The organism is Ornithinimicrobium sp. (genome assembly GCF_051004135.1).
GTDB lineage: Bacteria > Actinomycetota > Actinomycetes > Actinomycetales > Dermatophilaceae > Ornithinicoccus.
The window spans coordinates 1-18500 of sequence record NZ_JBPCKQ010000175.1; the positions used below are offsets into that span (position 1 = coordinate 1).

19 protein-coding genes, 1 tRNA gene and 1 pseudogene are annotated in these 18500 nt (G+C 70.5%); 6 read left to right on the forward strand and 15 right to left on the reverse strand.

Annotated features, from left to right (window positions below):
* Positions 1-160 precede the first annotated feature (160 nt).
* The 3 genes from ACR2FV_RS12005 to ACR2FV_RS12015 all read left to right on the forward strand — a co-directional run bounded on the left by ACR2FV_RS12005 (position 161) and on the right by ACR2FV_RS12015 (position 2724).
* On the forward strand, positions 161-1426 hold the full coding sequence (locus ACR2FV_RS12005) for an ATP-binding cassette domain-containing protein (protein WP_434015931.1): 1266 nt from the start codon (positions 161-163) through the stop codon (positions 1424-1426).
* Entirely contained in the window at positions 1426-2178 is a 753-nt protein-coding gene (locus tag ACR2FV_RS12010) for a hypothetical protein (protein WP_434015932.1), read from the forward strand. Before ACR2FV_RS12005 ends, ACR2FV_RS12010 begins: the two co-directional genes overlap by 1 nt.
* Positions 2179-2262: 84 nt before the next feature.
* Positions 2263-2724, forward strand: a complete 462-nt coding sequence (locus ACR2FV_RS12015; protein WP_434015933.1) for a MarR family winged helix-turn-helix transcriptional regulator — start codon at positions 2263-2265, stop codon at positions 2722-2724.
* 60 nt (positions 2725-2784) lie between these two features.
* Here the strand turns inward: ACR2FV_RS12015 and trmB are convergent, their stop codons facing one another.
* From trmB to ACR2FV_RS12040, 5 genes are all read right to left on the reverse strand, one after another.
* A complete protein-coding gene (trmB, locus tag ACR2FV_RS12020; RefSeq protein ID WP_434015934.1) occupies positions 2785-3585 on the reverse strand; it encodes a tRNA (guanosine(46)-N7)-methyltransferase TrmB in 801 nt (266 codons plus the stop codon).
* A complete protein-coding gene (gene lepA, locus ACR2FV_RS12025) occupies positions 3582-5519 on the reverse strand; it encodes a translation elongation factor 4 (RefSeq protein ID WP_434015948.1) in 1938 nt (645 codons plus the stop codon). Before lepA ends, trmB begins: the two co-directional genes overlap by 4 nt.
* A gap of 83 nt (positions 5520-5602) precedes the next feature.
* On the reverse strand, positions 5603-6034 hold the full coding sequence (locus ACR2FV_RS12030) for a TA system VapC family ribonuclease toxin (RefSeq protein WP_434015935.1): 432 nt from the start codon (positions 6032-6034) through the stop codon (positions 5603-5605).
* Positions 6031-6288 (reverse strand): antitoxin, encoded by a 258-nt coding sequence (locus ACR2FV_RS12035; RefSeq protein WP_434015936.1) that lies wholly within the window; start codon positions 6286-6288, stop codon positions 6031-6033. Before ACR2FV_RS12035 ends, ACR2FV_RS12030 begins: the two co-directional genes overlap by 4 nt.
* 100 nt (positions 6289-6388) lie before the next feature.
* Positions 6389-7621 (reverse strand): cation:proton antiporter, encoded by a 1233-nt coding sequence (locus ACR2FV_RS12040; protein ID WP_434015937.1) that lies wholly within the window; start codon positions 7619-7621, stop codon positions 6389-6391.
* Between the two features lie 129 nt (positions 7622-7750).
* Between ACR2FV_RS12040 and aceB the strand changes: the two genes are divergently transcribed.
* Positions 7751-9343 carry a malate synthase A gene (gene aceB / locus ACR2FV_RS12045; protein WP_434015938.1) on the forward strand — a complete coding sequence of 531 codons (1593 nt, stop codon included), beginning with the start codon at positions 7751-7753 and terminating at the stop codon, positions 9341-9343.
* Positions 9344-9445: 102 nt separating this feature from the next.
* Here aceB and ACR2FV_RS12050 read toward each other — a convergent pair whose 3' ends face one another.
* The 5 genes from ACR2FV_RS12050 to ACR2FV_RS12070 all read right to left on the reverse strand — a co-directional run bounded on the left by ACR2FV_RS12050 (position 9446) and on the right by ACR2FV_RS12070 (position 13483).
* Entirely contained in the window at positions 9446-10087 is a 642-nt protein-coding gene (locus ACR2FV_RS12050) for a hypothetical protein (RefSeq protein ID WP_434015939.1), read from the reverse strand.
* Between the two features lie 80 nt (positions 10088-10167).
* Positions 10168-10809 carry a LutC/YkgG family protein gene (locus ACR2FV_RS12055; protein WP_434015940.1) on the reverse strand — a complete coding sequence of 214 codons (642 nt, stop codon included), beginning with the start codon at positions 10807-10809 and terminating at the stop codon, positions 10168-10170.
* A 6-nt stretch (positions 10810-10815) separates the two neighbouring features.
* A complete protein-coding gene (locus ACR2FV_RS12060) occupies positions 10816-12315 on the reverse strand; it encodes a LutB/LldF family L-lactate oxidation iron-sulfur protein (protein WP_434015949.1) in 1500 nt (499 codons plus the stop codon).
* 14 nt (positions 12316-12329) lie between these two features.
* Complete coding sequence (locus ACR2FV_RS12065; protein WP_434015941.1) at positions 12330-13118, reverse strand: (Fe-S)-binding protein; 789 nt, start codon at positions 13116-13118, stop codon at positions 12330-12332.
* A gap of 289 nt (positions 13119-13407) precedes the next feature.
* Positions 13408-13483, reverse strand: a tRNA-Ala gene (locus tag ACR2FV_RS12070).
* Positions 13484-13606: 123 nt separating this feature from the next.
* Between ACR2FV_RS12070 and ACR2FV_RS12075 the strand changes: the two genes are divergently transcribed.
* Positions 13607-14854, forward strand: a complete 1248-nt coding sequence (locus tag ACR2FV_RS12075) for an FAD-binding domain-containing protein (RefSeq protein ID WP_434015942.1) — start codon at positions 13607-13609, stop codon at positions 14852-14854.
* Here the strand turns inward: ACR2FV_RS12075 and ACR2FV_RS12080 are convergent.
* From ACR2FV_RS12080 to ACR2FV_RS12095, 4 genes are read right to left on the reverse strand one after another with little or no spacing between them, the layout of a single operon-like run.
* Positions 14823-15461 (reverse strand): histidine phosphatase family protein, encoded by a 639-nt coding sequence (locus ACR2FV_RS12080; protein WP_434015943.1) that lies wholly within the window; start codon positions 15459-15461, stop codon positions 14823-14825. The two genes, ACR2FV_RS12075 and ACR2FV_RS12080, sit on opposite strands and share 32 nt — an antisense overlap.
* Positions 15458-15841: a ribosome silencing factor gene (rsfS, locus tag ACR2FV_RS12085; protein WP_434015944.1), complete on the reverse strand. Its 384-nt coding sequence runs from the start codon at positions 15839-15841 to the stop codon at positions 15458-15460. Before rsfS ends, ACR2FV_RS12080 begins: the two co-directional genes overlap by 4 nt.
* Complete coding sequence (gene nadD, locus ACR2FV_RS12090; protein WP_434015945.1) at positions 15838-16425, reverse strand: nicotinate-nucleotide adenylyltransferase; 588 nt, start codon at positions 16423-16425, stop codon at positions 15838-15840. The genes rsfS and nadD overlap by 4 nt, the downstream gene beginning before the upstream one ends.
* Entirely contained in the window at positions 16425-16661 is a 237-nt protein-coding gene (locus tag ACR2FV_RS12095) for a hypothetical protein (RefSeq protein WP_434015946.1), read from the reverse strand. The genes nadD and ACR2FV_RS12095 overlap by 1 nt, the downstream gene beginning before the upstream one ends.
* Positions 16662-16703: 42 nt before the next feature.
* On the opposite strand from ACR2FV_RS12095, the gene ACR2FV_RS12100 reads away from it, so the two are divergent.
* Entirely contained in the window at positions 16704-17684 is a 981-nt protein-coding gene (locus ACR2FV_RS12100) for a glycosyltransferase family 2 protein (RefSeq protein ID WP_434015947.1), read from the forward strand.
* Between the two features lie 57 nt (positions 17685-17741).
* Here ACR2FV_RS12100 and ACR2FV_RS12105 read toward each other — a convergent pair.
* A pseudogene (locus ACR2FV_RS12105) lies at positions 17742-18323 on the reverse strand (CDP-alcohol phosphatidyltransferase family protein); the annotation flags it as partial.
* Positions 18324-18500: the final 177 nt, after the last annotated feature.

Consider the following 18500-nt stretch of genomic DNA (forward strand, 5'->3'; position numbering starts at 1 on the left):
CCAGGCAGTCCGCGTCCGTGGCGAACCACGACTGGAACTCGCCCAGTGATCGCGGGTAGTGCACCCCACCGCGTAGATGATCGATCCGCACCGCGCCAGTTTAGTTGGCTCAGATGGATAGCCCTAAGTTATGTAATGGACTCCAGAGGATGAGGATGATGTGTTCGACGGACGCGAACCGATCTACCGGCAGATCGCCGAGGCGATCCGCGGGGAGATCCTCTCCGGTGCCCTCGCGGAGGGGGATCAGGTGATGTCGACCACGCAGTACGCAACGACCTACCGGATCAACCCCGCCACCGCAGCCAAGGCCTTCGCCGAGCTGGTGGCCGAAGGGGTGCTGCACAAGCAGCGCGGCCTGGGCATGTTCGTCAGCAACGGGGCCACCCGCGCAGCTGCGAGCGCGACGGCGCAAGACCTTCGTCGCCGAACGGCTCGACCCGGTCCTGCGCGACGCGGAGCTGCTCGGCATCACCCGCGAGGACCTCGCCCGCTACCTGAGCGGAACCACCACCACCGGCCTCGGCCTCGGCCACCAGGAGTCAACATGAGCGGATACGCCGTCAAGACCGCGAACCTGTCCGTCCGCTACGGGACCACAATGGCCCTGCAGGAGGTCGATCTGGACCTCGCGCCCGACCGTATCCACGGCCTGCTGGGCCGCAACGGCACCGGCAAGACCACGCTGCTGTCGGTGCTCGCGTCGCTGCGCCGACCGCATGCCGGCTCGGTGCGCGTCGACGGTCAGGACCCGTTCGAGCACGACGAGCTGATGGAGAGCGTCTGCCTGATCCGCGAGAGCGGCGACGTCGTGCCCGACACCCCGGCTCGGGCCACCCTCGACTTCGTCCAGCGGGCCCGGGCCACCTTCGACCGCGGGTATGCCGATCGGCTGGTCGAGTCCTTCGGGCTCAACCCGAAGATCAAGCCGGGCGCCATGTCCCGAGGACAGCGGTCGGCCCTCGGGGCAGTGATCGGACTGGCCTCGCGGGCGTCGCTGACCATGTTCGACGAGGTGCACCTGGGCATGGATGCGCCCACTCGGCAGCGCTTCTACGACGAGCTGATCGCCGACTTCGCGCAGCATCCACGCACCGTGATCATCTCCAGCCACCTGATCAGCGAGACCGAGCCACTGCTGGAGACCGTGACCATCCTGGTCGGTGGCACCGTCCGGCTCAGCGCCGAGACCGACGACCTCCGGCGCCGCGGTGTGACCCTGACCGGCCCGGTTGCCGCGATCGACAAGGCTGCAGCGGGACACACCGTCATGGGCACGCGGGACCTCGGTCCGACGCGGCAGGTCACGCTCTTCGGCGGCCTCGATCCACGGGCGCTGCAGGAGGCCGAGCGCTCCGGGCTGCAGGTCGGCCCGGTGCCATTGCAGGAGCTGTTCATCCACCTCACCGAAAGCCAGGAGTCGTGATGACCTCCATCGCGCAGTCGCCGGTCAGCGCCACCCGTCGCTCCCCCCAGTGGCGACGCGCGACCAAGACCCTGCTGCGCATCAACCTCGAACGCGCCGCTTGGTTCTTCGCCCTGGCCATCGTCGTGGTCGCCGCCATCCTGTTCACGAGCAGTAGGTTCACCGAGCCGCAGATGTCGGCGGTGCAGTTCGCCTACCACGCGACGCTCTGGTACCAGTTCGCCATGATGGTCGTGGTGTTCGTGGGCTACGCAGGAGTGCACGTCGCCCACGGCATGACCCGACGTTCCTTCGTCATGGGCAGTCTGCTCGCAGCCGCCGGCACCGCCGTCGGGTACGCCGTGACGATCACCCTGCTGCTGCTCGTGGAGAGGTGGGCCTACCAGGAGTTCGGCTGGTATCACGGGCTCAGCAACATCGATGCCGAAGTGCTGGACAGCGGCCTGTGGCCCTACGCCTGGGGATCCGTCCTGGTCTTCGTCGTCGGCAACCTCAGCGGCCTGCTCGTCGCCGCGGCGTACTACCGGCTCGGCCCGTGGTGGGGCACGTTGTGCCTGCCACTGAGTTTTGCGCCGCTGTTGCTGGTCTCGGTCTTCGCGATGGATCACGAGCTGCAATGGACGCCCTGGGACATCACCACCGATGTCCTCGGCGCCGCGAGTCCGGTGCTGGTCGTAGTCGTCATCGGCGCGGGCGTCCTCGCCTACCACCTGCTGATACGCCACATGCCGATCTCGACACACCGTCCCTAAGGCCCCACCGACGGCTCGTCGGTGAAGCCTGCACGTCACGCCGCGTATAGATTCCGCGGAATCTATATGCGGTACGATCTCGGAGTGAGCACTGACCTGGCGCAGCTGTTCGACGACCTGGTGCGACTCGAGACCGATCTGTGGAACCGGGTGGACGCCCGACTCCGGATCGAGCACGACCTCTCGCTGGCGTGGTTGGAGCTGATGAAGGTGATCGACCGCACCCCGGACTGCCGTGTGCTCGACATCTCCAGCGCTCTGTCCATCACCGTGGGAGGCACCAGCAAGCTCGTCGACCGCATCGAGGTCGGCGGCCTGTGCCGTCGACGGCCACATCCGGCCGACCGTCGCTCCTTCGTCATCGAGCTCACCACTCCTGGCACCGAGATGCTTCGGACAGCGTCCATGACGTTCCGGTCCGAGCTCACGCACTCCCTCAACGACGCGATGCCCGATCGGTCACTACGCCGGTTGGCGGATCTGACGCACGCCCTGCGGCTGCACCTGCACCCGGGCGCTCAACCCCCGATCCAGAGGATGGCCTGACCCATGGCGACGATGCGAGCGAGGCCAAGGTGGGTAACTGCAGCGGCGAGCCTGCTGCGGTCAGCGGGGTCGGTAGGCCAGGTCGGTGATCTCCCGGCCGGCGCGCAAGCCCTTGGTCTCGAAGCGGGTCATCGGCCGCAACGACGCCCGGTCGGTCGACACGAGCTCGAAGCGGTCATCGGCGTCCAGGACGGTGCGGATGTGCCGGCCGTAGTGCGCCCAGTCGGTGGCCAGCCGCCACACTCCCCCGTCCACCAGCACCCGGTGCACGACGTCGACGAACGGCACGGCGACCAGCCGGCGCTTGTGGTGCTTGTGCTTGGGCCACGGGTCGGGGAAGTACGTCCAGATCTGCGCCGCCGAGCCCGGCGCGAGCAGCGTGCCCAAGGCCTGAGCGGCGTCGGCCTCGACAAACCGGACGTTGGGCAGCGGTTCGTCCCCCATCCGGGCCAGGGTCTGCGCGATGCCTGGGCGCCACACCTCCAGGGCCAGGAAGTCCCAGTCCGGCCGGGCCGCCGCGCCTTCCCGCAGGGCGTCGCCGGAGCCGGAGCCGACCTCGACCACCAGCGGGGCAGTGCGGCCGAACAGGGCGGGGAGGTCGAGTCGGTATGCAGGGTCCACCGTCGTCGCGCCCCCCTCCCCGCGAGGCACGTCCACGACATACCTCGGGGCCAGCGCCTCGTATGCCGAGGCGTGCCGATCCTTCATCCGCCCACCGCGCCGGGTGAAGGAGCGGGTGCGCGCGCGATGCGAGGAGTCGGGCCCGGCCTGCGATGGGTCGGCGCCGGAGACCGACGCCGCCTGCTCCCGGTGTTGATCGGAGTCGCGCGCCGAGGATGGCCCCCGGACGTCGCGGGTCACTTCTTGGCCTTCTCGCCCGCACCGCCGTCCTGGGCCAGGGCGGCGATGAAGGCCTCCTGCGGGACCTCGACGGTGCCGACCATCTTCATCCGCTTCTTGCCCTCCTTCTGCTTCTCCAACAGCTTGCGCTTGCGGCTGATGTCACCGCCGTAGCACTTGGCGAGCACGTCCTTGCGGATCGCGCGGATCGTCTCCCGCGCGATCACCCGGGCACCGATGGCGGCCTGGATCGGCACCTCGTACTGCTGCCGCGGGATCAGGTCCTTGAGCTTGCCGGCCATCAGCACGCCATACGCATAGGCCTTGTCCTTGTGCACGATCGAGCTGAACGCGTCGACCTGGTCGCCCTGCAGCAGGATGTCGACCTTGACCAGCTCGGCGCTCTGCTCCCCGTCCGGCTCGTACTCGAACGACGCGTAGCCGCGGGTGCGTGACTTCAGCGCGTCGAAGAAGTCGAAGACGATCTCGGCCAGCGGCAGCGTGTAGCGCATCTCGACCCGCTCCGGGGACAGGTAGTCCATCCCGCGCAGCGACCCGCGCCGGCTCTGGCACAGCTCCATCACCGTGCCGATGTAGTCACTCGGGGTCAGGATCGTGGACCGCACGACCGGCTCGGTGACCTCGGCGATCCGCCCGCTCGGGAACTCACTCGGGTTGGTGACGTGCACCTGGCTGCCGTCGTCCATGCTCACGAGGTACTCCACGTTGGGCAGCGTGGAGATCAGGTCGAGGTTCGATTCGCGCTCCAGCCGCTCCCGGACGATCTCCAGGTGCAGCATGCCCAGGAAGCCGACCCGGAACCCGAAGCCGAGGGCCACGGAGGTCTCCGGCTCGTAGACCAGCGCCGCGTCGTTGAGCTTGAGCTTGTCCAGGGCGTCGCGCAGCGTCGGGTAGTCCGAGCCGTCGATCGGGTAGAGCCCGGAGAAGACCATCGGCCGCGGGTCCTTGTAGCCGCCGATCGACTCGGTGGCCATCCGCGCGGCGCTGGTCACGGTGTCGCCGACCTTGGACTGACGCACGTCCTTGACGCCGGTGATCAGGTAGCCGACCTCGCCGACCCCCAGACCCTGCGAGGGCTTGGGCTCCGGGGAGATCACCCCGATCTCGAGCAGCTCGTGGGTGGCCTTGGTCGACATCATCGCGATCCGCTCGCGTGGTGACAGCGACCCGTCGACCACCCGCACGTAGGTCACCACCCCGCGGTAGGTGTCGTAGACCGAGTCGAAGATCATCGCGCGGGCCGGCGCGTCGGGCCGGCCGGTCGGCGGGGTCAGGTCGGTCACGATCCGGTCGAGCAGCTCGGTCACGCCCTGCCCGGTCTTGCCCGAGACCAGCAGCACGTCCTCGACGTCGCAGCCGATCAGCCCGGCCAGCTCCTCGGCATACTTCTCCGGCTGGGCCGCGGGCAGGTCGATCTTGTTGAGCACCGGCAGGACGGTCAGGTCGTTCTCCATCGCCAGATAGAGGTTGGCCAGGGTCTGCGCCTCGATGCCCTGGGCGGCGTCGACCAGCAGCACGGCCCCCTCGCAGGCAGCGAGCGAGCGGCTCACCTCGTAGGTGAAGTCGACGTGGCCGGGGGTGTCGATCATGTTGAGCACGTATGCCGTCTCACGGGGGGCTGCCCCCCCCGGGTTCCCCCCCGCTCGAGCCGGCTGCGCCGGCGCGCTCCGGCTGTCCCGGTCGGCAGGCTCGTCCCTCGCGCTGAGCGCCCAAGGCATCCGCACCGCCTGGGACTTGATCGTGATGCCGCGCTCGCGTTCGATGTCCATCCGGTCCAGGTACTGCGCCCGCATCTGCCGGTCGTCGACGACCCCGGTGATCTGCAACATCCGGTCGGCCAGGGTCGACTTGCCGTGGTCGATGTGCGCGATGATGCAGAAGTTCCGGATCACCTCCGGCGGGGTGGCCGCAGGCTGCGGGGCGTGGCGAGCGATCGGGGACACGCTGGAGGGACTCCATCAGGGCTCGGGGGACAGTGCGCCCTAGTCTCCCACGCCTGCGGCGCAGTTTCCCGCGTTCAGCCCGCGCCGGGGGTCACCCGGTGCACACCCGGGAACCGGTCGAAGTCCCGGTCGAAGGAGGCGATGGACGCCCGGTGCTCGAGGGCGAGCGCGGCCAGATGCGCGTCAGTGAGCAGGTTGCCGCCCACACCGACCGCCTCGAGCAGCTGCGCGAGCACCCGCTGATGTCCCGCGGTGGGGTGGACGACGACCGACGGAGGCTGCTGCAGCCAAGCGTCCGTCACCGACAGCGCCCGGTCCAGCCGCAACGGTCGCGGCAGCACACCGGCCCGGGTCGAGATCCGCAGGAACCCCAGGAGTGCCACCCAGGCGAAGCCCACGGTGGCGGCCCCCGACAGCGCGTCGTCCAGCCAGCCACGGGCCTGCTGGTGCTGATGCGCGTCCTGGTTGACGGCATACAACAGCACCGTGGTGTCGAGGAGGATCATGCGCCCCGGGACATCTTCTGGATCAGCGCCGCGTCCTCCAGATCCGCAGCGAGCGCGCCCGCCCGGTCGAGATCGACCAACGGCTCGCCCATGGAGAACGTCGGCGTCCGGAACGGCTCGGCCGCACGTGCCGGCTCGGTGCGACTCTCGCGAATCGCGTCATTGAGGGCACGCTTGAAGCTGACACCGCTCCGGAGCATCCGCTGGCGCAGGATCTCTCGGGTGTCCGAGTCCAGCGTGACAGTGGTGCGCATATTGACAGCATAGCATCACTACTTCTGATGCTCCGCTGTCATCAGAAGCTGATACGGTCGCTCTGCTGCTCCTGCCGAGCGCGTGCGGGTCGCCGCTGACCTACTCTGCCGTCTCACCGGAGGACCGGCCCGCCGCCTGAACCTCGCCCCCCTCGGCATGCCAGTGCGGGGTCTCCGACGGCTCGTCGAACGCCCGAGCCACGATCACGTCGGTCGAGGAGTGTGCCAGGATCGAGATCACGATGGTCAGCGCCACCAGGTGGAAGATCTCGTCGGCGGCCGCAAGGGGACTACCCAGCACGATGAGCCCGTAGACCACCGAGGCGAAGCCCTTGGGACCGAACCACATCGCCGCGGCCTGCTCGCGCAGGCTCAGCGGGGTGCCGGCGAAGCTGGGCAGCAGGGCCAGCGGCCGTGCCAGCACGATGGCCAGCACCGCGAACGCCCAGCCGGTCCACGGGATCTCACCGAGGAATGCCGGGGACATCAGCGCGCCGAACACCAGCAGCGCGAACAGCTTGAGCAGCTCGGCGATGGACTCCCCGAAGTGCTCGAAGGACTCGCGCTGATCGGGGCCGGCGGTCGCGACGGTGATGCCCGCGGCGAAGGCCGCCAGGAACAGGTTGCCGTGCACCGCCACGGTCACCGCATAGACCAGCAGCCCGATGGCGAAGCCGTTGAGCGGTGCGTAGCGGGCCGAGGTGGACAGGATCGGCAGCGACTCGAGCCAGATGGCCAGCAGCGGCACAGCGACGCCGATGACCACGCCAAGGACGATCTCCAGAGCCAGCTCGCCGGCGTGGATCTCACCCGAGCGCTCCGCGATCGCCAGGAAGACCAGCACGAAGGGCAGCGCCAGTCCGTCGTTGATGCCGGACTCCACGTTGAGCAGCTGCCGCAGCCGACCGGGCACCTTGTCGTTGCCGACCAGGGCGGAGGCGAAGACCGGGTCGGTCGGGGCGAGCACCGCCCCGATCAGCCAGGACTCGGCCCAGCCCAGACCGGCCACGTAGTGCGCCAGCAGCGCGGTAACCACCAACGTCAGCGGCAACCCCAGCACCAGGGCCCGGCCCGGCAGTCGCCAGGCCCGGCGCAGGTCCTTCCAGCCGAGCTGCATACCGTCGGAGAACAGGACCGCGAACAGGGCGAGCTCGGCGCCCAGCCTGACGACATCGTCCTGCGGGGTCAGGCTGACCCAGCCCAGCACCCCGTCGCCGACCAGGAAGCCGGCGACCAGGAAGACCACCGCCGTCGACAGCATGGTGCGATTGGCGACGGCCGAGACCAGGACGGCGGCGAGCAGGACGACGGCAAAGGTCAGTGTCAACGGCACGCCCCCGAGCATGCCCCATGACGTGCCGGACGTCCCCTCCGGCCGCGCGTCGACCGGACGACGATAGGGTCGGGGCGTCCATCAGCACGCACCTACCGCTTCGCGGACGTATGCCTCGGAGGTACTCCAATGACGGATCTGCAACTGCCCGACGGCGTCGAGGTCACCGGCGAGATCGGACCCGGCTACGACTCGATCCTGACCCCCACAGCTCTGGGCCTGATCGCCACCCTGCACCGGGAGCTGGAAGGTCGCCGGCAGCAGTGCCTGGCCGCCCGGGCCGAGGTCGTCGCTGCCGTGGACGGCGGTGACGACCTCGACTTCCTGCCGGAAACGGCCCAGATCCGGGACGACCCCGACTGGCGAGTGGCCCAGCCGGCCCCCGGTCTGGTCGACCGCCGGGTCGAGATCACCGGACCCACCGACCGCAAGATGACGATCAACGCGCTCAACTCCGGGGCCAGGGTCTGGCTGGCCGACCACGAGGACGCCAACACCCCCACCTGGGGCAACGTCGTCGAGGGACAGCTCAACCTGCGCGACTCGATCACCGGCGACATCGACTTCACCTCCCCCGAGGGCAAGTCCTACGCGCTGCGCACCGACGCCCCGCTGGCCACCATCGTGCTGCGGCCCCGCGGTTGGCACCTGAACGAGAAGCACGTCCTGGTGGACGGCCGCCCCGTCTCCGGCGGGCTGGTCGACTTCGCCCTGTATCTGTGCGCTTCCGGCCAACTGCAGCTCGACCGCGGCCAGGGGCCCTACTTCTACCTGCCCAAGATGGAGCACCACCTCGAGGCGCGGCTGTGGAACGACGCATTCACGATCGGCCAGCAGGCGGTGGGGATGGCGCACGGGACCATCCGGGCCACCTGCCTGATCGAGACCCTCCCCGCGGCGTTCCAGATGCAGGAGATCCTCTACGAGCTGCGCGAGCACTCCGCGGGGCTCAACGCGGGCCGCTGGGACTACATCTTCAGTGCGATCAAGACCTATCGGACCCGCGGCTCGCAGATGCTGCTGCCGGACCGCAACGCGGTGACCATGACGGTGCCGTTCATGCGCGCCTACACCGAGCTCCTCGTGCACAGCTGCCACCAGCGCGGGGCCCACGCCATCGGCGGCATGGCCGCACAGATCCCCAGCAAGGACGAGGAGGCCAACCAGGCGGCCTACGACAAGGTCGCGGCCGACAAGTCCCGGGAGGCAGCTGACGGCTTCGACGGCTCCTGGGTCGCCCACCCTGGGATGGTGGCTACGTGCGAGGACGCCTTCGGCGCCGTGCTCGGCGACCGGCCCCACCAGCTGGACCGGCTGCGTGCGGACGTCGAGGTCAGTGCCGCCGATCTGCTCTCCCTCGGCCGGACACCCGGGGAGGTCACCGAGGCCGGGCTGCGCAGCAACGTGTCCGTGGCCATCCAGTACCTCGCGGTCTGGATGACCGGGCGTGGTGCGGTCGGCATCTTCGGGCTGATGGAGGACGCCGCGACCGCGGAGCTCTCCCGCTCCCAGATCTGGCAGTGGCTGCACAACGACGTGCAGCTCGACACCGGCGAGACGGTCACCCGGGAGCTCGTCGACCGGATCGTCGAGGAGGAGGTCGCCAAGCTCGACGGCGACCCGCAGCAGTATGCCGAAGCTCGCGCGCTGTTCATGGAGGTCGCGGTCGCGGACGACTTCGCCGACTTCCTCACCCTGCCGGCTTACGAACGGATGGCCTGAGCCCGGACGGCTCGCGCCCCCAGGGTCTCCTGCCGACCTCGGCCGCCGCCGGTGGTTCACTCGGCCGATTGTCGGGAGGAGCGAACCCCTGCCTCCGGGGCCTCAGGGCTCGGTCGGACCGGTGAAGGTCAGCAGGTCCTGACGCATCTGGTCGAACTCCGGTTGCGACCCGTAGAAACTCTCCACGGCGTCCAGCGCCTCAAGGGTGACCTGCTCCCCCTCGGCGTCGATCTGCCCGGTCAACCGCAGCAGCGTGAAGCCAGCCCCGAGGACGAGGGTGGCCTCGTCCACGGCATCGTCGGCCGGGTCGGCACTGCTGTCCAGCACATCGAAGAACACACTGTCCACGGAGCCCGCATCCTCATCGTCCGCATCCTCATCCGCGCCGGCCAGGAGGTCGCGCACCGTGCTGGAGGGGGACAGCTCGATGCTGCGCCCACTCCACTCGCTCAGCATGTCGTAACCCTCGTCGGACCCGAACGGCCCGAACTGCGCGCCCAGGTCGGAGTAGACGTCGGCGGTGAAGTGGTCTGCGAAGCGGGGATGCAGCAGGACGTCCGGCTCCATCGTGGTCTGCGAGGTCGAGGTGGTCGAGTCAGCGGCGGCGACAGTGGACGCCCCGGCACCGGCCGGATCCACCGCGAGCTGCTCGGTCCCACAACCGGTCAGCACGATGGCGAGGAGGACCGTCCCCACCCCGCCCAACGCTCGCTTGGCTCGAGCGCACCCATCCGTGAACCCCACATCAGTAAGATAACCCCTACTCACGTAAAGCGCACGCGCGCCGCCGCATACTCTCACGAACCGGTCGGTTCGGCACCGCTTCAGCCGGCGAGGACCACGATGAGCGTGCGTGGGCCGTGCACGCCTTCGACCCGGTCCAGCTCGATGTCGCTGGTCGCGCTGGGACCGGCGATCCAGGTCTGCGGCCGGCGCGGGTCCAGCCGGGCCACGGCCTCTGGCGTCAGCCCCACGATCTGCGCCGCCCGGACCACGCAGACGTGCACGTCGGGGATCAGGCTGATCGCGCGCCGTCCGCACCTCTGGTCGCCGTCGAGGACCACGACCCCGGTGTCGGCGATCGCCACCGCGGCACCCGTCACCACCGCGCTCACCGCGTCCAGATCTGCCCAGCCCACGTCGGCCGCATCCGGAAGCACCCGCACCTGGCCCGCCTCGACCACCGGGCCCAGCCAGACCTGCGCGACGAGCGGCGGGGCGACCACAGAGCGCAGCTCCCGATCGGCCAGCACGCCTGCGAGGGTCTCGGAGATGGACTCTTCGGAGTCTGCGCAGGTCACGAGCTCGGCTTGGTAGTCCAGCAGCCGCTCAGTGAAGACCGCCCGCAGCTGCGCGTCGGCATACCCGGCCTCGGTGCGGTAGTCGTGGGGCACCTCGGGCACGGTCGGCGCCTCGCCGATGGCGGTCCGGACGCGACGCAGGATCTCGGTGCGAGCCTCGCTCATCCTCGCTCACCCATCTGCGGTGCCCCGCTCCCGCTGGGCCCACCAGGCGCGGAAGGTCTGCTCCGGCGGGGTGGGGACGTCGCGCGCGCGGCTCCAGCCGGTCATCACCGAGGACAGCGGACCGCGCAGGTGACCATCCTTGACCAGCGGGCGGCCCAGGCGCATGGCCGAGGTCGCCGCCGCGAAGCGTCGCTCGTCGCGCATGACGTAGGCGGCTGCAGCCATGGCGACCGCCTCGGCGCCGGGCAGATGGGGTCGCGAGGCGGCCGCCGCCTCAATGTGCCGGGCGCGCAGGTCGACCAGGATCGAGGGGATGTCGATCTTGACCGGGCACACGTCGTAGCAGGCCCCGCACAGCGAGCTCGCGTAGGGCAACGAGTCGTTGACCGAGTCGCCGGTCAGACCGGTCAGCTGCGGAGACAGGATCGCCCCGATGGGCCCGGGGTAGACCGAGCCGTAGCTGTGCCCGCCGGTGCGCTCGTAGACCGGGCACACGTTGAGGCAGGCCGAGCAGCGGATGCAGTGCAGTGCCGCCCGCCCCACCTCGTCGGCAAGGACGTCGGTGCGCCCGTTGTCCAGCAGCACCAGGTGGAACTCGCGTGGACCATCCACGCCGTCGGTGTATGCGGTGGTGCCGGTCCACAAGGTCGTATAAGGGTTCATCCGCTCGCCCGTGGACGAGCGCGGCAGCAGCTGCAGGAACACCCCCAGGTCGGACCAGCGGGGCAGCACCTTCTCGATGCCCATCACGGTGATCAGGGTCTCCGGCAGGGTCAGGCACATCCGGCCGTTGCCCTCGGACTCGACCACCGACAGCGTGCCGGTCTCGGCGATCGCGAAGTTGGCCCCGCTGATGCCGACCTTGGCGTGCAGGAACAGCTCACGCAGGTAGGACCGGGCTGCCATGGCCAGCTCCCGGGGCTCGCTGGTCAGGTCGGGGTCCACCCCGGGCATGTGCCGGGCGAACACCTCGCGGATCTCGGTGCGGGACAGGTGGATCGCCGGCACCAGGATGTGGCTGGGCCGGTCGTCGCCCAGCTGCACGATCAGCTCGGCCAGGTCGGTCTCGTGCGCGGCGATGCCGTTGGCCTGGAGGTGCTCGTTGAGCCCGATCTCCTGGGTGGCCATCGACTTGACCTTGACCACCTCCTGCTCGCCCGTCGCGCGCACCAGGTCGGTCACGATCTGGTTGGCCTCGGCAGCGTCCCGGGCCCAGTGCACGGTGCCACCGGCCGAAGTGACCTGAGCCTCCAGCTGCTCCAGCAGCTCGGGCAGCCGGGCCAGGGTCTCGGCCTTGATCGCCGACCCGGCGTCGCGCAAAGCCTCCCAGTCGGGGACCTCGCCGACCACGGCGGCCCGCTTGGCCCGGATGGTCGAGGTGGCGTGGCCGAGGTTGCGGCGCAGCACCGAGTCCGCCAGCGCCGCGGGGGCGGCCCGAGCGAAGCTGCGCTCCCCCTGGATCGGCGAGGCGTCGCGCGCGTCCGCCCGGGCCCGGCGGGACGGCATACCCAGGTATGTCGTCACCCCGCTCCTCCCGGCTCTCGGACCGCGGCAGGTTCGACCCGCTCCTCCGTCGCCGCCAGGATCTCGGCGAGGTGCACCGTGCGCACGCCGGTGCGCAGGTGCCCCAGCCCTGCACCGATGTGCATCAGGCACGACGCGTCACCGGCGCTCAGCACGGAGGCTTGCGTGGTGCGGACCTGGGTGACCTTGTCGGCGAGCATGGCCGTGGAGGTCTCGGCGTTCTTCATCGCGAAGGTGCCCCCGAAGCCGCAGCACTGCTCGGCGTCCGGCAGCTCGACCAGGTCGATGCCACGGACCTCGCGCAGCAGTCGCAGCGGTTTGTCCGCCACCCGCAGCATCCGCAGCGAGTGGCAGGTGGGGTGATAGGTCACCCGGTGCGGGAAGAAAGCCCCGACGTCGGTCACGCCGAGCCGGTCGACCAGCAGCTCGGACAGCTCGAGGGTCTGCGCCGAGACCCGCTCCGCGCGGACCGCGAGCGCCTCGTCGCCGGCGCGGCGGGCGACCATCGCGTGCTGGTGGCGCACCGAGCCGACGCACGATCCGGACGGCGCCACGATCGCCTGCACCCCGTCGTCGAGGGCGGCCTCGAACGTCGCGACGTGGTGCTCCACCAACCCCAGGGCGTGCTGCTGATAGCCGGTGTTGATGTGCATCTGGCCGCAGCAGGTCTGCCCCGCCGGGAAGCCCACCTCGTGGCCCAGCCGCTCCAGCAGCCGCACCGTCGCCTTGCCCACGTCGGGGAACAGACTGTCACCCAGGCAGGTCACGAACAGGGCAATCCGCACCGGTCGGCCTCCTCCGTCGGGACCCTCAGACTAGTGCCACTCGTGGGACGCCGCCGAGGGGGCCGACCGTCGGTGCGTTCGACCCCCTCGGCAGCCGTGACACGGTGCCCCCTGCTACACCGGTAACGGCTACGGCTCATCGCACGGTCGGGAACCCATCCTGGCGATCCGCGGTGAGCCACTCGTGAGTGTCATTCGGAGCCGAGGCCGCCGCGGATGGGGAAAGGGCTCCCGCGCCGACGGCGCGAGAGCCCTGCGGTCCCGGGTGGACGGCCCGACGGCCGGTCCTTGGTGGAGCTGAGGGGACTCGAACCCCTGACCCCCTCCATGCCATGGAGGTGCGCTACCAGCTGCGCCACAGCCCCTGAGTGGGACCGCAGAAGCATACGCACAACCTAGGGCCACGGGCCAATCGCCTGCCGCGTCTGACTGCACAATGAGTGTCCGCACCGTCCCTTGCCGATGAGTCCCAGCGCTGGAGCGATCCGATGGCCGACACCCTCCTGCCCACCCCGCCGCCAGGTCCTGAGGCCGCGACGGCGTGGGTCGCCTCCCAGCTGTCCGCGCTGAGCCTCGAGCGCCCGGAGCAGATCGCCGCCAGCCCGGCGTTCCGCGGGGGTCAGCGGGCCGCCGACGAGGCCTTGGCCTGCTACGACGCCACCGGGTATGCCGCGGCCCGCAACGAGGTCTGGCCACCGGCACGACGTGGAGCCAGCGCCCTGTCTCCTTGGATCCGGCACGGGCTGCTGTCGCTGCCGCGGGTCTGGGAGCACGTCGAGGGCGCACCGGCCCGTGACGTGCGCACGCTGCGCGAGGAGCTGCTCTGGCAGGAGTACGCCCGACACCTCTACGCCCGGCTGGGCACTCGCACCGGGGAGTCGCTGCGGTATGCCGTGCCGGACCGCACCGAGCGCTCTCCCGATGCGCGTGAGGTGTGGGACCCGCGGATGGCCTGCCTTGGCCTGGCCACCGACGAGCTGACCCGGGACGGCTGGCTGGTCAACCAGCACCGGCTCTGGCTGGCCGGCCACTGGACGGTGCGGCACGGCTGGGGTTGGCGCGACGGTGAGGACGCCTTCTTCACCCATCTGCTGGACGGGTCCCGGGCCGCCAACCGGCTGGGCTGGCAGTGGGCGGCCGGCGCCGGCACCGGCCGCCCCTACGCCTTCTCCCGCTGGCAGGTCAAGCGGCGCGCCCCCGGCCTGTGCGAGCAGTGTGAGCTGTCCTCGACCTGCCCGGTGCAGGAGCGACCTGCGGACGTCCCGCTCGAAGCACTGCTCGACCCTCCTGAGCTGCTGCGCGCCGACCCCCGGCTGGAGCGCACGGCCGGGCCGCCGCGTCCCACCCGGGTCGCCGACCCGGACGTGGTCTGGCTCACCGCGGAGTCCCTGGGCGACGCAGACCCGGCGCTGTCGGCATACCCGGGGCTGCCGGTACTCTTCGTCTTCGACGCACCACTGCTGGCCCGGCTGCGGCTGTCCGGCAAGCGGCTGGTCTTCCTTGCCGAGACGCTGGCCGACCTGGCCACGCGACGCGACGTGGAGGTACACCTGGGCCGGCCGAGCGACGTCGTCGCGACCCGTCGTCCCGCGGTGACCTACGCACCCGTGCCGGGCATGCGGCGCCGGCTGGACCGGCTCAGCGTGGCCGACCTGCACCCGTGGCCGTGGCTGGTGCCGCCACACGACGGCCCGGTGAGCTCGTTCAGTGCGTCGCGGAAGGCAGCGCAGGTGTGAGCACCCCGGTGTTCCAGGTGACCAGCCGCCACTGGTCGTCCTGCTCGGCCAGCTCGGCCCAGTGCGCGTTGCGCAGACCGACCAGCGACCGCCACGCCTGCTGCTGGGACCACCCGAGCAGCCCGGCGACCAGGGCGCGGCCCGCCAGACCGTGGGTGGCTACGACGACCAGGTCGTCCTGTGTCATGGCCGCCGCGATGTCGGCGGCTGCAGCCGCGGTGCGCACCGCCACGTCCGCGACACGCTCGCCGTGGTCGCCGCGCACGACGTCCTCCCCCCGAGCCACGGCGCGCGACTCCTGCGGGTGGTCGCGCTCGATCTGGGCATGCGTGCGGCCGCTCCAAGAGCCCACGTCTATCTCGCGGAACCGGGCGTCGAGGTCGATGGGCAGCGCGCCGACCGCAGCCAGGGCCCGGCCGGTGTCCGCCGCGCGGGCCAGGTCGCTGGCCACGACGCGGCTCGGCCCCCGAGCGGCGAGCTCGGCCGCCGCCGTCGCGACCTGCTCCCGACCCCGCTGCGACAGCGGGGTGTCCAGCTGCCCCTGAAAGACGCCGCTCACGTTGTGCTCGGTCTCGCCGTGCCGCCAGACGATCAGCCGCCGCGTCACCGGCCCTGGTCGGCCGACTGCTCGGCGACGTCCAGCGCGATGTCCGGACAGTCCTTCCAGAGTCGCTCGAGGTCGTAGAAGGCGCGGTCCTCGGTGTGCATCACGTGCACCACGATGTCGCCGAAGTCGAGTAGCACCCACCTCGACTCCTTGCGACCCTCTCGGCGCAGCGGCTTGCAGCTGAGCGCAAGAAGCCGCTCCTCGACGGCATCGACGATGGCATCGACCTGACGCTCGTTGGGCGCCGAGGCGATGACGAAGACGTCGGTCAGGGCGAGCTGGTCACTGACGTCGAGCGCGCTCACCCGCTCGGCCAGCTTGTCGGCGGCCGCGGCTGCGGCCGCTCGGGCCAGGTCGATCGCTCGGGGGCTGGCCGTCACATGTGCTCCTTGGTGTAGAGGTCGTATTTGCCGATGTACTGCACCACGCCGTCGGGCACGAGATACCACACCGGCTCGCCCCGGGCCCGCCGCGACCGACAGTCGGTGGAGGAGATCGCCATTGCCGGCACCTCCAGCAGGGTGACCTGCTGCTGCGGCAGCCCGTCGTCACTGAGCGTGTGCCCGGGGCGGGTCACCCCGACGAAGTGCGCCAGGCCCCACAGCTCCTCGACACCCTTCCACGACAAGATCTGGGCGAGGGCGTCCGCACCGGTGATGAAGAACAGCTCGTCGTCCGGCCGCTCCGCACTCAGGTCGCGCAGGGTGTCCAGGGTGTAGGTGGGGCCGTCCCGGTCGATGTCCACCCGGCTGACCGTGAAATGTGGGTTGGAGGCGGTGGCGACGACCGTCATCAGGTAGCGGTGCTCGGCCGGGGTGACGTCGCGGGTGTCCTTACGATAAGGCTGGCCGGTGGGGACGAACACCACCTCGTCGAGCTCGAGCCGCGCGGCGGCCTCACTCGCGGCGACGAGGTGGCCGTGGTGGACGGGGTCGAACGTCCCACCCATCACCCCGACCCGCATCAGCGGCTGCTGCCGCGCCCCGAGTCGGGGTCGACCTCGTCAGCCTCGGTGCCGGAGCTGTGGTGCGGATCCAGCGCCAGGGTGTTGCGGAAGGACCACAGCAGGGCCAGCAGGGCAAGGAAGATGACCATGGCGATCACGCCGATCCAGATCGGCTCGAAGAGCACGTCGGCGGCCGCGTGGCCCCCGCCCTCGGCGTTCGCGAGGATCGGGTTGCCGAGGATCAGGGACGTCATGCAACCAGCCTACCGCCTCGACCGGCGCCTACAGTGGACCGTATGCCGCAGCACCTGTCCGTGGTCGTCCCCCTCTTCGACGAGGACGAGGTCCTGCCCCTGCTCGTGCGCCGCCTCCGCGCCGTGCTGGACCGGCTGGACCTGACCTACGAGGTCGTGGCCGTCGACGACGGGAGCGCTGACCAGACCCCGGTGCTGCTGCAGCGCTACCGGCGAGAGTGGTCCCAGCTGCGGGTGCTGCGACTGCGGGCCAACGCCGGGCACCAGGCGGCGATCTCCGCGGGGCTGGCCGCCGCCCGCGGAGACTGGGTGGTGACCCTCGACGCCGACCTGCAGGACCCGCCCGAGGTCATCGAGCAGATGGTGCACGAAGCCCGCTCACAGGAGGTTGACGTCGTCTACGGCGTCCGGTCCGACCGGTCCTCGGACTCGTGGTTCAAGCGCTCCAGTGCCCGGGCCTTCTACGCCACGCTACGGGCCGCAGGGGCCCGCGACGTCCCTGACGACGCCGGCGACTACCGGCTGATGTCACGAGCCACGGTCGACGCCGTGGGCGCCCTGCCCGAGGCGCACCGGGTGCTGCGTCTGGTGGTGCCGTCGCTGGGGTTCCCGTCGGCGACCGTGACCTACCGCCGGGAGCCTCGCGCGGCCGGGCGGTCGAAGTACCCGCTCTCGCGCATGGTCCGGCTCTCCCTGGACGCCTTCACCGGGTTCTCGCTGGCCCCGCTGCGGTTGGCCACCTGGTTTGGGCTGGGCGGCTTCGTGGGGGCGTTGCTGCTGCTGGCCTACGCCCTGGTGTCCAAGTGGCTCGGCTTCACCGTCGCCGGGTGGACCTCGACGGTCGTGGTCGTGGCCGGGATGGGCGCCCTACAGCTGCTATGTCTGGGGGTCCTCGGCGAGTACGTCGGCCGCATCTACGCCACGCTGCAGGGGCGACCCACCTACTACGTGGCCTACGACTCCGCCGGGGACGACTCCGCGCTCGAGGGCGAGCACATCCCGCGCGAACGACCACACCAGTAGCCCGAGGACGCTCGCCGCGGCGCCGGCTGCGAGCGTCGTGCCGACCGGGGGCGCGGTGATGGCGACCAGTCCGCCACCGACCGTGGCCGCGACGGCGCGACGCAACTGGCTGTAGGGCAGCGGGGATCGCCACCGCGGGCGCAGTCGCTGGCCCAGCACGAAGCCGTAGCGCAGGAGTCCGGCGACCAGGACCCACCAGCCGACGACCAGTGCAGCAGCGGAAGAGAGCACGAGGATCAGGGCGGCATCGGTCTCGGCGTCCAACCGGGCCCCGAAGGCCGAGGCCGAGTGCGTGCGCCGCGCCACGGCGCCATCCACCCCGTCCAGCAGCCATGCCACGACGGCCAGCACGAAGAGTCCCCAGGACTGGGCGGGCAGCGACTCGAGGAGCGCCAGCGCCACCCACGCCGCGCAGCCCGAGGCCAGGGTCGCCCGCACCAGGGTCACGACATCGGCCGGGCTGTGACTGCTGCCCGCACGGCGGGCCAGTGCGGCAAGGAACACCCCGATCAGCGCCCCGGCCGCCACCACCGGGGCCACCGCGGACCAGCCGCCGGCACCCGCGGCTCCGCCCAGCAACACGCTCAGCACGATTGAGGCGGTCGCCCCGGACGCCGCCCACAACCGCATGCTGCGCATGCTGATGGCCACGGGCACCTATCGAGACTACTGCGTTTCAGGACGCCCGATCTAGGATGGAACCGCATCGAATCGCCGGCCTGCGAGCCCGGCGATGATGACGGCGACGATTCCGGGCAGGTCGAGGAATGGGGTGGCGGTGGAAGCTTGCGCTGCGACGCTCGACGCACGGGCCTA

What these genes read in the sequence shown, in the direction of transcription:
- ACR2FV_RS12010 (WP_434015932.1), top strand. Translation starts at nt 1,426, where the DNA reads ATGACCTCCATCGCGCAGTCGCCGGTCAGCGCCACCCGTCGCTCCCCC.
- ACR2FV_RS12030 (WP_434015935.1), bottom strand. Translation starts at nt 6,034, where the DNA reads ATGATCCTCCTCGACACCACGGTGCTGTTGTATGCCGTCAACCAGGAC.
- ACR2FV_RS12035 (WP_434015936.1), bottom strand. Translation starts at nt 6,288, where the DNA reads ATGCGCACCACTGTCACGCTGGACTCGGACACCCGAGAGATCCTGCGC.
- aceB (WP_434015938.1), top strand. Translation starts at nt 7,751, where the DNA reads ATGACGGATCTGCAACTGCCCGACGGCGTCGAGGTCACCGGCGAGATC.
- ACR2FV_RS12055 (WP_434015940.1), bottom strand. Translation starts at nt 10,809, where the DNA reads ATGAGCGAGGCTCGCACCGAGATCCTGCGTCGCGTCCGGACCGCCATC.
- ACR2FV_RS12060 (WP_434015949.1), bottom strand. Translation starts at nt 12,315, where the DNA reads ATGCCGTCCCGCCGGGCCCGGGCGGACGCGCGCGACGCCTCGCCGATC.
- ACR2FV_RS12075 (WP_434015942.1), top strand. Translation starts at nt 13,607, where the DNA reads ATGGCCGACACCCTCCTGCCCACCCCGCCGCCAGGTCCTGAGGCCGCG.
- nadD (WP_434015945.1), bottom strand. Translation starts at nt 16,425, where the DNA reads ATGCGGGTCGGGGTGATGGGTGGGACGTTCGACCCCGTCCACCACGGC.
- ACR2FV_RS12095 (WP_434015946.1), bottom strand. Translation starts at nt 16,661, where the DNA reads ATGACGTCCCTGATCCTCGGCAACCCGATCCTCGCGAACGCCGAGGGC.
- ACR2FV_RS12100 (WP_434015947.1), top strand. Translation starts at nt 16,704, where the DNA reads ATGCCGCAGCACCTGTCCGTGGTCGTCCCCCTCTTCGACGAGGACGAG.